Origin of the sequence: Pseudomonas sp. SIMBA_068, assembly GCF_046534705.1 — a bacterium.
GTDB lineage: Bacteria > Pseudomonadota > Gammaproteobacteria > Pseudomonadales > Pseudomonadaceae > Aquipseudomonas > Aquipseudomonas putida.
Window position 1 is genome coordinate 1,328,905 of record NZ_JAWRYI010000001.1, and the last position, 14,392, is coordinate 1,343,296.

Annotated in this window: 8 protein-coding genes and 3 pseudogenes; 9 read left to right on the forward strand and 2 right to left on the reverse strand. The window is 57.4% G+C overall.

The window, feature by feature from the left end:
• Nucleotides 1–121 precede the first annotated feature (121 nt).
• Nucleotides 122–529, forward strand: a pseudogene (locus SB756_RS06065) (ADP-ribosylglycohydrolase family protein); the annotation flags it as partial.
• A 286-nt stretch (nt 530–815) separates the two neighbouring features.
• Here the strand turns inward: SB756_RS06065 and SB756_RS06070 are convergent.
• Both SB756_RS06070 and SB756_RS06075 read right to left on the reverse strand, forming a co-directional pair.
• Nucleotides 816–1,325, reverse strand: a complete 510-nt coding sequence (locus SB756_RS06070) for a hypothetical protein (RefSeq protein WP_410910420.1) — start codon at nt 1,323–1,325, stop codon at nt 816–818.
• A gap of 50 nt (nt 1,326–1,375) precedes the next feature.
• Nucleotides 1,376–2,401, reverse strand: a complete 1,026-nt coding sequence (locus tag SB756_RS06075) for a hypothetical protein (protein ID WP_028613921.1) — start codon at nt 2,399–2,401, stop codon at nt 1,376–1,378.
• Nucleotides 2,402–2,668: 267 nt separating this feature from the next.
• On the opposite strand from SB756_RS06075, the gene tssI reads away from it, so the two are divergent.
• The 8 genes and pseudogenes from tssI to SB756_RS06115 all read left to right on the forward strand — a co-directional run.
• On the forward strand, nt 2,669–4,522 hold the full coding sequence (gene tssI, locus SB756_RS06080; protein WP_028613922.1) for a type VI secretion system tip protein TssI/VgrG: 1,854 nt from the start codon (nt 2,669–2,671) through the stop codon (nt 4,520–4,522).
• A gap of 10 nt (nt 4,523–4,532) precedes the next feature.
• Nucleotides 4,533–5,117 (forward strand): DcrB-related protein, encoded by a 585-nt coding sequence (locus SB756_RS06085; RefSeq protein WP_341798789.1) that lies wholly within the window; start codon nt 4,533–4,535, stop codon nt 5,115–5,117.
• A 33-nt stretch (nt 5,118–5,150) separates the two neighbouring features.
• Complete coding sequence (locus SB756_RS06090) at nt 5,151–5,615, forward strand: DUF1795 domain-containing protein (protein ID WP_341798790.1); 465 nt, start codon at nt 5,151–5,153, stop codon at nt 5,613–5,615.
• A gap of 6 nt (nt 5,616–5,621) precedes the next feature.
• Nucleotides 5,622–9,839 (forward strand): RHS repeat-associated core domain-containing protein, encoded by a 4,218-nt coding sequence (locus SB756_RS06095; protein ID WP_410910404.1) that lies wholly within the window; start codon nt 5,622–5,624, stop codon nt 9,837–9,839.
• Nucleotides 9,840–9,842: 3 nt separating this feature from the next.
• A complete protein-coding gene (locus tag SB756_RS06100; protein WP_174375498.1) occupies nt 9,843–10,457 on the forward strand; it encodes a hypothetical protein in 615 nt (204 codons plus the stop codon).
• A gap of 214 nt (nt 10,458–10,671) precedes the next feature.
• Nucleotides 10,672–13,029 (forward strand): annotated as a pseudogene (locus tag SB756_RS06105) (RHS repeat-associated core domain-containing protein); the annotation flags it as partial.
• A gap of 2 nt (nt 13,030–13,031) precedes the next feature.
• Nucleotides 13,032–13,625, forward strand: a complete 594-nt coding sequence (locus SB756_RS06110) for a hypothetical protein (RefSeq protein WP_410910405.1) — start codon at nt 13,032–13,034, stop codon at nt 13,623–13,625.
• A gap of 12 nt (nt 13,626–13,637) precedes the next feature.
• Nucleotides 13,638–14,392 (forward strand): annotated as a pseudogene (locus tag SB756_RS06115) (type IV secretion protein Rhs); the annotation flags it as partial.

A 14,392-nucleotide genomic window follows, 5' to 3' on the forward strand; every position in this document is an offset into this window, starting at 1 on the left:
GTGTGCCTGAGCATTCCCTGGCTGCCGCGGATCAAACCAGCATGGCTGGACAACAGATCCTGGACGTTATCACAGGACCAGGCACTGGACCGCGCCAAGGCCACGCTGCTTGGCCTGGCCGGCGCTCAACGGTGCAGACAAGGAAGAGGCCCTGGCCCCAGCGGTGCGTTCGTTGCGGCCTCGCCCGATGATCATCAATGCGGGCGAGTACAAGCAAAAGCGCCGCGAACAGATCCGCTACTCCGGCTACGTCATTGATACCTTGGAAGCAGCACTGTGGGCCGTATGGAACACCGACAACTTCAAGGACGCGATCCTCCTGGCCGCCAACCTTGCCGATGATGCCGACAGTGTCGCTGCAACGGCAGGGCAGATTGCGGGGGCGCTCTACGGGGTATCGGGCATGCCGTCGGAGTGGGTGGCCAAGGTGGCCTGGTCGCAGCATATTCGTAGGTTGGCGAGCCGGCTGTTCGAGCTGTCGCCGCTGAGCGATGAGCTCGATGACCTTCTCTACGGCAGGCACGGATAGGGTTCAGTGATCGTCAGCGCGAGCGCTTTGTCTACATACTTGAGTGGTGTAGTAGGTTTCATGTTAATTACCTGACCTTGGTGGCTAAGGTCTCGGTTTTGTAAAGCTTCCCGATGGGGTTGATCCCTAAGTGTGTGTTTGTCCATTTAATGCCTGAGTGTGCGCAGACCGGAGGGGCGCCGCTGTACATCCCCGTCGCCCCGTCTCCAGGTCACTGCGGCTTATCAACTGCTACCTTTTCGGTTTTTCCGCCGTACTCGCTTTGAGCCTGGCCAAGGTAGGCAACTTACCGCCCATCGACCTGGACGCAAACGTCCTTGCCGTCGATAACCTTGCACGGCCAGTTGTCGTTGATGTAGTGATCCGGCTTGAAGCACACCCGGTCATCGTTGACCCAGAACAACTGCCAGGCAGAACCTGATATCAACAGTTTCGGGCAGGGCGAATAGCCTCTGGCCAGCAACGCCACGGTTGTCAGTATCATCACTGCTGGAACGACATAAATCAGTGTCTTCAGTGACAACCCGAACATCTGAGTCTGGAAACGGTGTAGCCGTGAGGCAGGAGGAGGGTCGAACTTTTTACCCGTCCAGGCGCAAATCGCGCTGCCAACCAGCAGAATGGCCAGTGCCGGCGGAGCCATGAGCAGGCCAAATGCGAGATACGGCGTCTCGACCACTGGGGCCCCGCGCAGTAGCCTGCCGTAGAGCGGGAACAGGTAGTTGAGGTACGCATAAACGGAAATGGCGCCCACCAGCAGCATTGCGGCAATCATGCCAACAGCCAGCAACCTGATCTTGAGAGGCGATAGCCCGGGGGATATCTGCGAAGAGTGTGTAGTCATTTTCAGAACTTGGGCAGGTTGAACGTGGGCAGCGATGGCAATGAAGGCATCGATGGCAGGCGGGGTGCGCTTGGCCAGTTTGGCAGGTCGATCCCGTCGGGGCGCACTTTGCGGATTATCCACGACTTGGCTTCATCGTAAAGCTCGTCGGCAATTCTGCCTGCGATGTTGGTAGCCGTTTCTTCAGCATAGCGACGCAGGTCGGCTGGCTTGATCTCGGTGATGGTTTTGTGGATTGCCTCGATATGATCCACGGCATAGCGCAGGCCGGCCTTCACTGCGTTCTTGATGCCGAAGTGGTTGTCCAGTGCATTAAGCCCAAGGCCCACTGCAAAAACGACGAGCGCACCGGCGATGACCGGTGCTGCGGCTGCCGTGAACAGTGCGCCAGCAGCCAGCGCTGCGGCGTAGCCGAGCGCCGAAGCGATGCCAGCCTTGATCAACTCCACCCCAATGCCGCCAAACAGGTCGCTCATGATGTGCTCGTCGCCAAACACCCACTCTGCGACTTCGATGGCTACCGCCACATAGCACGAGAGCTTGAAACCCTTGATGGAGGAGCCGCGCACGCCGTATTTGCCGATGCCCATGCTGACCAACTTGGCGTTCTGAACACCATAGCGTGTTGCATTGAGCGTTTTGCGCAGGCCTGGGTAGCCGGTGAGAATCACGTACTGCTTACCATTGCGCACGGTGTAGCGTACTTTCGTGCCCATCCCGTTCATGTCACGAATGAAACCGACGATGTTTTTCGCGTCCCAGGCCGCCATGGCCGTAGGCACGCCCCAAGTAGTGTTGACGAAGGTGTGGGGCAGGCCATTGTAGGTGGATTTCACGCCGTTCCAGGTACCGGTCAGAAGGTCACCCTGCGTGCGAGTACACACTTGCGGAGGCTGCGTGGCGCCATGTGCCTGCTGGGCTAACTGGGCCTGTGCGTGGAAGTCTTCTATCGACATGATCACCATTTCCCGGTGATTCTGGTCCATCTCCCGGTCCAGTTGGCTGAGTTGGCTTTCGCTCACGCTCATGGCGATTCTCCCTGATAGTCGCGATCTACTGCCTCATGGCTAGGCGTAGGGAGCCTACACTCCAGACCTCCAGCAGATCAAACGGGAGGACATATTTCGATGTAATTAATCAAGAAAGTGTCGACTGATACACCGGCCCATGATGCACCAGTTGCACGCGGCTTTTGTCCTCGATGTGAGGTGTTCTGGCTTATCGCCATCATTTGACAGCCTCAGCCAAGCGCGTTTTCATTGTGAGATTTCCAGCTTGATGCAGGATGCATTGATATGATTACGGATGCCCTCGAGTCGATGCTCACCCAGCATCAACGCCTGTTCACCTTCGATTCTCCACTGCCTCCCGAGCAAGAACTGCAACTCCTAAGCTTCAGCGGCCGCGAGGCGATTTCGGAGTTGTTCAGTTTCCAGGCACACCTCATTTCGCAAGACGCTCGCATCGAACTTAAGAAGCTTATCGGCAAGAAAGTCACGTTGGGGATTGCCTTGGCCGACGGCACCACTAGGTACATCAGTGCGCACGTGTCGGACTTCGTGCACACCGGTGCTGATGGCGGCATTGCCAACTACACCGCTGAACTGGTGCCTTGGATCTGGATTCTCAGCCGTCGCCGCGACTCGCGCATCTTCCAGGACAAGACCACCGAGCAGATCGTCAAGGAAGTTTTCGATTACTACCTGTCCCTGGCCGAGCATGAGTTCCGCCTGAGCCAGCCGCTCAAGCCAATCAGCTACTGCACGCAGTATCAGGAATCGGACCTGAATTTCGTGTTGCGCCTGCTCGAGCAGGAAGGGCTGTTCTTCACCTTCGAGCACTCCCAGGAAGGCCATCGCATGATCATCAGCGATGACAGCAGCATGCTTCCGCAGCTGGAGCGCCAGCCGCTGATCCGCTACCACAGTGCTTCGGTCACCGAAACCGCCGACTCGATCACGGCGTGGTCTTCGGCGCGACGGATGCAGCCAACCCGCCTGACCCTCAAGTCCTTCGACTACAAGCAACCCGGTAACCCGCATCTGGTGCAGCTGAACTCGGTCAATCAGCAGGGCGAGGTTGGCCAGTACGAGGTCTTTGAATATGAAGGCCTCTACGGCTATGCCGATTCCGATGAAGGCATGCGCAAGGCACGTCGTCGGCTGGAGGCGATGGAGGTCGACGGCAAGACCTTCCATGGCGAGAGTAATTGCCGCGCCATGGAACCTGGCCATTACTTCGAGCTGAGCCAGCATTACGATCACGACAACGACGCCCCGGACGATCGCCAGTTTCTGCTGCTTTCCGTCACCCATTGGGGACAGAACAACTACGCCAACGATGGCGAAGCGGGCTACCGCAACAGCTTTAGCTGCATCCGCCGTAAAATCCCGTTCCGCCCCGCATTGCGCACCCCAAGGGCGGGTATCAGCGGCCCGCAGACTGCCATTGTGGTCGGTCCACACGGCGAAGAGATCTACACCGATGAGCTGGGGCGGGTGAAGTTACAGTTCCACTGGGATCGTAACGGTGAATTCAATGATCAGAGCTCCTGCTGGGTACGCGTCACCCAGTCTGGCGCCAGCGGCGGCTTCGGCAGCATCCAGATCCCACGCATAGGCGACGAAGTGGTTGTGGTGTTCCTTGACGGCAACCCGGACCGGCCGCTGATCATGGGCAGCCTGTACAACAGCACCAACACCCCGCCATGGTCGCTGCCGGCGAACAAGACCCAGAGTGGGTTCCTGACGCGTTCGATGAAGGGCGACGGCGGTACCGCCAACTTCTTCCGCTTCGAAGACAAGGCCGGCGCCGAGCAGATCATCATGCATGCCGAGCGCAACATGGATACCGAGATCGAGCTGGATGAGACCCATGATGTAGGGAACAACCGCTCGATTACGGTTGGCGGTACGCACACCGAAACGGTCAAGAAAGACACCGTGGTGCAAGTGACCGAAGGTTCTTACACCCTGCAGGTCGACAACCAGTTCATCCAGGTGGCCGCCAAGCAGCACATCATCCTGCAGGTGGGCGACAGCAGCATCACGCTGACCCCGGAAGGCATCGAGATCAAAGGCAAGGTCATCGTGACCACCAGTACCGATACTACCCAAATCACTGGCGCCGCAGTGCGGATCAACGACTGAGGCAAGGTACATGTACAAGCCCTCGATCTACGACCGCATCTCCGCCAGGCGCGAAGCGCAAGAGGAGGCAGCGCGCCTGGCCAAGCTGGCAGAAGCTGCTCATGTGCCCGAACCTGTGCCCACACCGGAACCCTTGCCGGCAGTGCTGCAGGATGTGGCCAGCGGTTTCACCTTTGCGGGTTTCAACCTGCAATTTCCAGTCGGCTTTCGTTTCCGCGATATCCAGACCACCCTCGAGCATGAAGGCGAGCCAGTCAGCCTCAGCATCCGCCGCCGTGATGTACGCGCCAGGCAGCCGCTGGAGCAACTCTTCGAGCGTGCAATCGAGGCCTTGCGCGAAATGAGCCCGCAACTGCGCGTGATTCGCAAACGTGACTGCCACCTGGCCGGTAACCCCGCCAAAGTGGTGGATTTTCACTTCAATGCCGGCCACGAGCCCCGCCATGGTCGCTTGGTCGGCGCGCTGGTGCCCATCGCCGGCAGCGAGTCACTGCAATGGCTGGATATCTCATGCGTAATCGACCCCAGCAAGCCGGGCCTGAGCCAGTGGCTGGCCGAGTTTGACCGCATGCTCGATGGCTTCGCGCTGAGCTGACCCCCATTTTTTGTTATCAGGAATTTTCATCGCATGGATTACGAGTTGCAGGAAGGCGGCATAGCGCTGCCAGCAGGGTTCGAGGACCGCACGGTCAACATGTTCGTCTTGGGTGCCAGTGTTCCCGCGCCGTTGAGCATCACCATCTCGCGTGACACCTTGCTGCCAGACGAAGCACTGCAGGCCTATGTCGATCGCCAGGTCAAGATGCTGACCTCCAAGCTGCGTGGCTACACCCGTTTGGGCAACAAGGCCGTCGCGCTTTCTGCTACCGCACCCATTGCCGGTATTCAGATCGACGCCTATTACATGAACCAAGGCCGCCCGCTTTACCAGCGCCAGGCGGCCTTCATCATCAGCCCTGGCCGTGCGCTGATCTTCTCCACCACGGCACAGGCAGATTTCAGTGCCCAACAGAACCAGGACTGGGACAACCTGCTGGCGAGCTTCATTCCGCGCACGCCCGTAAGCCGTTCCGAGCCCGGCGAACAGGAGTAACCCCTCATGTTCGAAGCGGCCAGGTTCGGCGACGAGATATCGCACACCAGCGCGTTGGGGGGCTTCCTGATTGGCGCCGCCCTGGGTATCGCACTGGTTGCCACGGTGGCCATCGCCACGTTCACCTGCGGGTTCGGCGTGGCGTTGCTGGCCGGCCTCGCAGCTGGTATTGGAGGCAGCTTGCTGACCGCTGCCGGAGAGGCGATAGGCAGTATGTTCTCGTCCCCTTCAGGGACGATAACCACTGCCTCACCCAACGTCTTCATCAACAGCCGCAAGGCTGCGCGTGTTGAAAAAAGCATTGGCGCCTGCGACAAACACCCGGGGCCGGTGCAAATTGCCGAAGGCTCGACCAATGTATTCATCAACAGCGTGGCCGCTGCGCGCAAGGGCGACAAGCTGACCTGCGGCGCGACCATTTCCGGTGGTTCGGACAACGTCATCATCGGCGGCGGCACCCACCGCTACCTGCCCGTGGACGATGAAGTCCCGGAGTGGCTGCGCACCACCGTGGATGTGCTGATGGCCATCGCCGGTGCCGCAGGCGGTATTGCCCAGCTGATCAAGGCCGGTACCCAAGCCGGCATGAAAGCCATCATGCCTTGCGCGCTGAAGTTCACTGCCGGCTTCGTCGCCGGTGAAGTGGCCAGCCGCTACGTGGTCGAACCCGTGGCCCGCAAGGCGATCGGCGGCCTGGTCGGCAACCCGGTCGACCTCACCACGGGCCGCAAGCTGATCCCCGATGAAATCGACTTCAGCCTGCCGGGCTTGATGCCGATCGAGTGGTCGCGCTTCTACGCCAGCGACCTGTCGGTCGACAGCGTACTCGGCCGCGGCTGGGTGCTGCCCTGGGAGCAGAGCCTGCGCCGCGAGGGTGCATTCATCTACCTCACCGACAACCAAGGCCGCGAAGTCCCGTTCGTGACCCTGCAACCGGGCGAACGGATCTACAACCCGCATGAGCAGGTGTACCTGGTGTGCACCGAGGGTGGCCACTACATCCTGCAGACCCTCGACAACCTGTTCTTCTACTTCGGCGAAGTGCCCGACACCAATACCGAAGTGCCGCTGCAACGCATCGAGAACGCCCTCGGCCACTTCCTGCACTTCACCCGCACGCCCGACGGCACGCTGACCGACATCAGCGCCACCGGCGGCACCCGCGTGCACCTGCACTACGACAACCCGCTGGGTCGCCTGACCGACATCAAGCGCGTGGTCAACAATGAGGCGGTGGAAACGCTCACCCAGTACCGCTACGACGAACACGGCCAACTGAGCGCGGTGATCAACCGCAACGGCGACACCGTGCGCAGCTTCAGTTACGCCGACGGCCTGATGGTGACCCACAGCAACGCCCTGGGCCTGGGCTGCCACTACCGTTGGCAAACCCTGGGCGACAAGCCGCGCGTGGTCGAACACTGGACCAGTGACGGCGAGCATTACCACTTCCGCTACGACCTCGACAGCCGCACCAGCTGGGCCACCGACGTGCTCGGCCGTGAGCTGCAAGTGCAGTACAACGCCGACCACCGCGTGGTCGCCAGCCGCGACTACGGTGGCGAACGTTACGCCATCGAGCTGGACGAGCACGGCAACATGGTCGGCCTGGGCCTGCCAGACGGTAACCGGCTCGCCTTCAAGTACGATGAATACGCCCGCCTGCTGGAAGAAACCGATCCACTGGGGCGCAAGATCCAGTACGAGTACCACCACCTGACCTCGCTGGTGACCAAAGTCAGCTACCCGGATGGCAGCACCTGGCAGGCGCGCTACGACGACAAGGGCAACCTGCTCGCCGAAATCGATGCCCTCGGCCAGATGACCGAGTACCTGAACAGCGATGACGGCCTGCCGCACACCATCATCGATGCGACCTACAAGTCCAAGTACCTGTGGTGGAACACCCTGGCCCAGGTCGAGCGTTATCAGGACTGCTCGGGCAAGAGCACGTACTACCGCTATGACGAACGCCAGCACCTGGTCGCGGTAACGGACGCGCTGAACCAGACCACCACGCTGGAACGCAAGCCCGACGGCGAAGTGCAGCGCATCAGCCACCCGGACGGCACCACCGAAACCTTTACCTACAACGTCTACGGCCAGGTGCTCAGCCACACCGACGGCAAGGGCCAGACCACCCGCCTGATGCGCACCGCCCGCGGTCTGCCGGGCAGCCGCCAGGATGCCAAGGGCCAGCGGGTTCGCTACGAGTACGACAAGGCCATTCGCCTGACCGCACTGGTCAACGAAAACAACGCCACGTACAGCTTTGCCTACGACGTGTCGGACCGGCTTAGCGAAGAAGTACGGGTGGATAACCTGACCCGGCGTTTCAGCTACAACGTCGGTGGCCATCTCACGCGACTGGAGGAGATTGGCTATGGCGAGAATGCCGAACGGCCAGAGCGTCATACGCTGTTCGAGCGTGATGCCATTGGTCGCCTGATCGCCAAACTGAATAGCGACGCACAACAGCGATTCACCTATGACGACGGTGACCGGTTGCTGAGCATCGCGCGGCAACCGACCGGGATCGGCAAGCAGCTTGGGATCACGGAAGAAAAGCTTGAGTACGCCTACGATCTGCTCGGTCGGCTGACCAAAGAAATCAGCCCTGACGGCACGCTCGGCTACGAGTACGACCCGCTCAGCAACCTGACCACGCTTACCCTGCCGGATGGGCGCAAGGTCAATCACCTGTATTACGGCAGCGGCCACCTGCACCAGTTGAACCTGGACGGGCTGGTGATCAGTGACATGGAGCGCGATGACCTGCACCGCGAGGTGTACCGCACGCAGGGCAAGCTCACCAGTTGCTTCGGTTATGACGCCATGGGGCGCAAGGCGTGGCAGTTTGCGTCAACCTTGTCGGCTGACAAGCTCTCGCAAGTGCATAACACCGGCGTGAATACCTCGTTGCTGGTGGAGCACGCCTACAACCCGATCCACCGGCGTTACCAGTACGACCCAGCCGGTGAACTGGTGCGCACCCTCGACAAGCTGCGTGGCGAGATCAAGTACGAATATGAAGCCAACGGCCAGTTGCGCAGTCGCGATACCGGCTCGCTGATCGGCAGCGAGGAGTTCCGCTACGACGCGGCGGCGAACCGTCTGGACTTCAATGCGCGGCAATTCGACAAGGTCAAGGACAACCGGATCAAACAGTGGCGGGACCAGGAGTACCGCTACGATCCGTGGGGCAACCTGATCGAGAAGCGCTCGGGGCACAGCAAGCTGCAGAGCTTTAGCTATGACTGCGAGAACCGGCTGGTGCGGGCGGAGACGTTGGTCAATGGCAAGCTGGAAAGCCGAGGCGAGTACCGGTACGACAGCCTTGGGCGGCGGGTGGCCAAGCGGGCTGAGATCAACGGTGAGGTCGAACAGAAGCGCTTCCTCTGGCAGGGGCTGAGGATGCTGCGTGAGGAGACGCCTGGGCAGAGCATCTTGTACCTGTACGAGCCGGGTAGCTATGCGCCGTTAGCGCGGGTCGATCAGGTGGAAGGGGAGGAGCAGAAGGTTTACTACTTCCATACGGATCAGATTGGGACGCCGTTGGAGCTGACGGACAGCGAGGGCAAGATTGTTTGGCAGGCGACGTATCGCTCGTGGGGGGCGGTAGAGCAACTGCTTGTTAGTAAGGTTGAGCAGAATCTACGCTTCCAAGGGCAATACTTTGATCGCGAAACAGGGCTGCATTATAGTCTATTCAGATATTATGATCCTGAGACAGGGCGATTTATTACGCAGGATCCGATAAGCCTTCAAGGCGGGTATAATCTTTATGAGTATGCACCAAATGCGTTGACCTGGATTGATCCATTAGGCTTGTGCAAAAGCGCCGCAAGTGGTGAGAAGGGACGATCAAAGGCGATGCACGACTTAGAGCGTAACGGCTTTAAGATCGTTGCCGAAGAAGTTACCATGAAGGTTAATGGAAGTAGGGTTAGAGCGGATTTCGTTGCTAGAGATGCTCAGGGGAATTTGCATGTGTTCGAAGTAAAGCATGGCGCAGGTTCGCTTACTAAAAACCAAAAAGCCGCAGGTGTATTTGACATGAACAATCCTGCAAATACTACGCAACACCTTGGGGGTGGGACTATTAAGCCATCCAACGGTACTGCGGCTAAGCTGAAAGTTGATACTAAAAGTGCGCGCGGCAAATTGCTTGGTGGTAAAGGAGCCGTGCATGATGCGATATTTAACGTCCTTAAATATGGGTGAACTATGGGTTCAGAGAATCGGTTGTATTTTGAAGCTGCTTTGCTTAAAGAGCTAAAGGTCGTTGCCTCAAGGTTTGATGGCGTGATGGCCGTAAAGAATAAATTAAAATTTAAGTATAATAAAAAAAATGTGGCTGAACTTTTCTTGGACCACCTCGCGCGCGTAGATTCTTATGTGCTTGCCGGGATAGTTTCTGGGGGGGAGCTTTTTGAGTGTGCGTCAAAATTCAGCCCTCCTTACAAAAGTAATTTATTTAATGATGGCTGTTTTTCTTTCATTTCGTCAGGTGAGCACAGTAAGCGGTTTAGTGGCGGGGGGGATGGGGCTATAAAAACACCCCCTCCTGCTCTGGCGGATGAGGTTTGTAGTCATATTCGGATTGTTCTGGAGGAGTTTTATGTTCCCAAAATGCTAGCTGCTATCGTGCCAACTGATAGGACTATAAGTGATGTTGTTATGTCTCCAGATGAATATTCTTATCCTGCTGTATTGATACATTGTGCTGCTAAGTTGGGGGGCGTGGCTGGGAATGATGTTAAAATAAAAGAAGCGATGACCTCAAAGAAAATTGTAAAGGACAAGGCCTACGATATTCCGCTGCTCGACGGACTCCTGTAATGCTTTTGTAGCGGATGTTTTGAAGTGTGCTGGTTACGTATTCAGCCGCTAATGCACTTGATAGTTGTTCTTTAAAAACTGGCTATTCACGGCTGAAGCGTATGTTTCAGTCGATGCGAGAGGGGCAAATTTTTGCGAGTTATCTTCACAATTCTCCACCTGCCAGATCTGTATTCACTCGACATGCCCCGATTGCTGTTACAGGAAACACAACCTGCCCTACTCTTTCCTCGATGCGACCTACAAGTCCAAGTACCTGTGGTGGAACACCCTGGCCCAGGTCGAGCGTTATCAGGACTGCTCGGGCAAGAGCACGTACTACCGCTATGACGAACGCCAGCACCTGGTCGCGGTAACGGACGCGCTGAACCAGACCACCACGCTGGAACGCAAGCCCGATGGCGAAGTGCAGCGCATCAGCCACCCGGACGGCACCACCGAAACCTTCACCTACAACGTCTACGGCCAGGTACTCAGCCACACCGACGGCAAGGGCCAGACCACCCGCCTGATGCGCACGGCCCGCGGCCTGCCGAGCAGCCGCCAGGATGCCAAGGGCCAGCGGGTTCGCTACGAGTACGACAAGGCCATTCACCTGACCGCACTGGTCAACGAAAACAATGCCACGTACAGCTTTGCCTACGACGTGTCGGACCGGCTGAGCGAAGAAGTGCGGGTGGATAACCTGACCCGGCGTTTCAGCTACAACGTCGGTGGCCATCTCACGCGACTGGATGAGATTGGCTATGGCGAAAATGCCGAGCGGCCAGAGCGCCATACGCTGTTCGAGCGTGATGCCATTGGCCGTTTGGTTGCCAAGATCAACCGTGATGCGAGCCAGACATTCGCGTACGACGACGGCGACCGGCTGTTGAGCATCGCGCGGCAACCGACCGGGATCGGCAAGCAGCTTGGGATCACGGAAGAAAAGCTTGAATACACCTACGATCTGCTCGGCCGGTTGACGAAGGAAATCACCCCCGCCGGAACGCTTGGCTATGAGTACGACCCACTCAGCAACCTGATCACGCTGACCCTGCCGGATGGGCGCAAGGTCAATCACCTGTATTACGGCAGCGGCCACCTGCACCAGTTGAACCTGGACGGGCTGGTGATCAGCGACATGGAGCGAGACGACCTGCACCGCGAGGTGTACCGCACGCAGGGCAAGCTCACCAGCTGCTTCGGTTATGACGCCATGGGGCGCAAGGCCTGGCAGTTTGCGTCAACCTTGTCGGCTGACAAGCTCTCGCAGGTGCATAACACTGGCGTGAATACGTCGCTGCTGGTGGAGCATGCGTGCAATCCGATCCACCGCCGTTACCAGTACGACCCGGCCGGTGAACTGGTGCGCACCCTCGACAAGCTGCGTGGCGAGATCAAGTACGAATATGAAGCCAACGGCCAGTTGCGCAGTCGCGATACCGGCTCGCTGATCGGCAGCGAGGAGTTCCGCTACGACGCGGCGGCGAACCGTCTGGACTTCAATGCGCGGCAATTCGACAAGGTCAAGGACAACCGGATCAAACAGTGGCGGGACCAGGAGTACCGCTACGATCCGTGGGGCAACCTGATCGAGAAGCGCTCGGGGCACAGCAAGCTGCAGAGCTTTAGTTATGACTGCGAGAACCGGCTGGTGCGGGCGGAGACGTTGGTTAACGGCAAGCTGGAAAGCCGAGGCGAGTACCGGTACGACAGCCTTGGGCGGCGGGTGGCCAAGCAGGCGGAAATCAACGGCGAACTCGAACAGAAGCGCTTCCTCTGGCAGGGGCTGAGGATGCTGCGTGAGGAGACGCCTGGGCAGAACACTCTGTACCTGTACGAGCCGGGAAGCTATGCGCCGTTGGCGCGGGTTGATCAGGCTGAAGGGGAAGAGCAGAAGGTCTATTACTTCCATACGGATCAGATTGGGACGCCGTTGGAGCTGACGGATAGCGAGGGTGAGATTGTTTGGCAGGCAACGTATCGCTCGTGGGGGGCGGTAGAGCAACTGCCTGTTAGTAAGATTGAGCAGAATCTACGCTTCCAAGGGCAATACTTTGATGACGAATCAGGTCTGCACTACAATACTTTCAGATTCTATGATCCTAATGTTGGCCGTTTCGTAACACAAGATCCGTTGAGTATCGACGGTGGAATGAATCTCTATGAGTATGCTCTAAATCCGACTCTATGGTTGGATCCACTTGGTCTGTCCTGTCGGTCCGATGCGAAAAAACTTGCAGATAGCCTCGGGAGTAAACCAGTAGGTGGAGGGCAGTATGATGCGCATCACATCATTATGTCCAATTCAAAGGACGTCAGAATGATAGCCTTGAGAAAGCAAATGAAAGAACTGGGAATCGATATAAATAACAAGAAAAATGGCATTTGGTTGCCTAATACAGAATCCGCTCGAGTTCCCGGTACGCTGGCAACGCCACACAAGGGTGCCGGCATACCTGGGAATGCCTACAAGCAACATGTGTATGATTCATTGGTTGGTAGAACAACGAAGAAAGAGTTTCTGAGTGGGCTTGCTGAGTTGAAGGAACAATTAAATAGTGGTAAAACTTTCGCTGTTAGGAGGTAACTGTGGTTCCCGATAAATTTAAGAATTTGCTTAAACTTCTAAAATCTAAGCTTGATGCTGATTTTTCTGAAAGCGTAGGTATGCAGTGCATCGCAAGTGAAGAAATAAAATGGTCCAAAGGTCCAAGTTTTTCTATATTGCCTTATGGGTTGGAACTGTCTGGGGTGACTCCGTCTCCCATTTTGAGTTCGGAGCCAAAGAATAAAAAAAATTGCTTTAAGTTTTATTTCTCGAAGCAAGGTGGGTTTCACAGGTCGGATATATATGGTGTGAGCTCTACAGTAATAGAGACTGAAATATATCAGCTGGAGGGGCAGTCGACTTATTCAGTACGTTTTGACGATGACGGAGAGGCGATTAGGGCATCTGGGGTTATATTTGAAGGGGGGGTTCCAAATATATCATGTCGCCTGGATGAAGATGGTGAGTACTGGTGTTATGAGTATAGGTGTGAAGCAGGGCGGGTAGTGTCAATGATTACATATGCCAGTAATAGTGTTCCTGGTACAGAGATATTCGTAGAGCGAGAAGGTGAAAATGTCATAGGGCTATATTTTCGCAATAAAGACTCAAAGATTTACGTTTATAGGGTCTAGCTGTTGGGTTTCCGTGTGAACCTGGTCGCGGTAACGGACGCGCTCAACCAGACCACCACGCTGGAACGCAAGCCCGATGGCGAAGTGCAGCGCATCAGCCACCCGGACGGCACCACCGAAACCTTTACCTACAACGTCTACGGCCAGGTACTCAGCCACACCGACGGAAAGGGCCAAACCACCCGCCTGATGCGCACGGCCCGCGGCCTGCCGAGCAGCCGCCAGGATGCCAAGGGCCAGCGGGTTCGCTACGAGTACGACAAGGCCATTCGCCTGACCGCACTGGTCAACGAAAACAACGCCACGTACAGCTTTGCCTACGACGTGTCGGACCGGCTGAGCGAAGAAGTGCGGGTGGATAACCTGACCCGGCGCTTCAGCTACAACGTCGGTGGCCATCTCACCCGACTGGATGAGATTGGCTATGGCGAAAATGCCGAACGGCCAGAGCGCCATACGCTGTTCGAGCGTGATGCCATTGGTCGCCTGATCGCCAAACTGAATAGCGACGCACAACAGCGATTCACCTATGACGACGGTGACCGGTTGCTGAGCATCGAGCGGCAACCGACCGGGATCGGCAAGCAGCTTGGGATCACGGAAGAAAAGCTTGAGTACACCTATGATCTGTTGGGCCGGCTGACGAAAGAGATCACACCCGCTGGCACCTTGGGCTATGAGTACGACCCACTCAGCAACCTGACCACACTGACCCTGCCGGATGGGCGCAAGGTCAATCACCTGTACTACGGCAGCGGCCACCTGCA

Coding starts and splice junctions, on each gene's coding strand:
- SB756_RS06075 (WP_028613921.1), bottom strand. CDS start 2,401: ATGAGCGTGAGCGAAAGCCAACTCAGCCAACTGGACCGGGAGATGGAC.
- tssI (WP_028613922.1), top strand. CDS start 2,669: ATGATTACGGATGCCCTCGAGTCGATGCTCACCCAGCATCAACGCCTG.
- SB756_RS06085 (WP_341798789.1), top strand. CDS start 4,533: ATGTACAAGCCCTCGATCTACGACCGCATCTCCGCCAGGCGCGAAGCG.
- SB756_RS06090 (WP_341798790.1), top strand. CDS start 5,151: ATGGATTACGAGTTGCAGGAAGGCGGCATAGCGCTGCCAGCAGGGTTC.
- SB756_RS06095 (WP_410910404.1), top strand. CDS start 5,622: ATGTTCGAAGCGGCCAGGTTCGGCGACGAGATATCGCACACCAGCGCG.
- SB756_RS06100 (WP_174375498.1), top strand. CDS start 9,843: ATGGGTTCAGAGAATCGGTTGTATTTTGAAGCTGCTTTGCTTAAAGAG.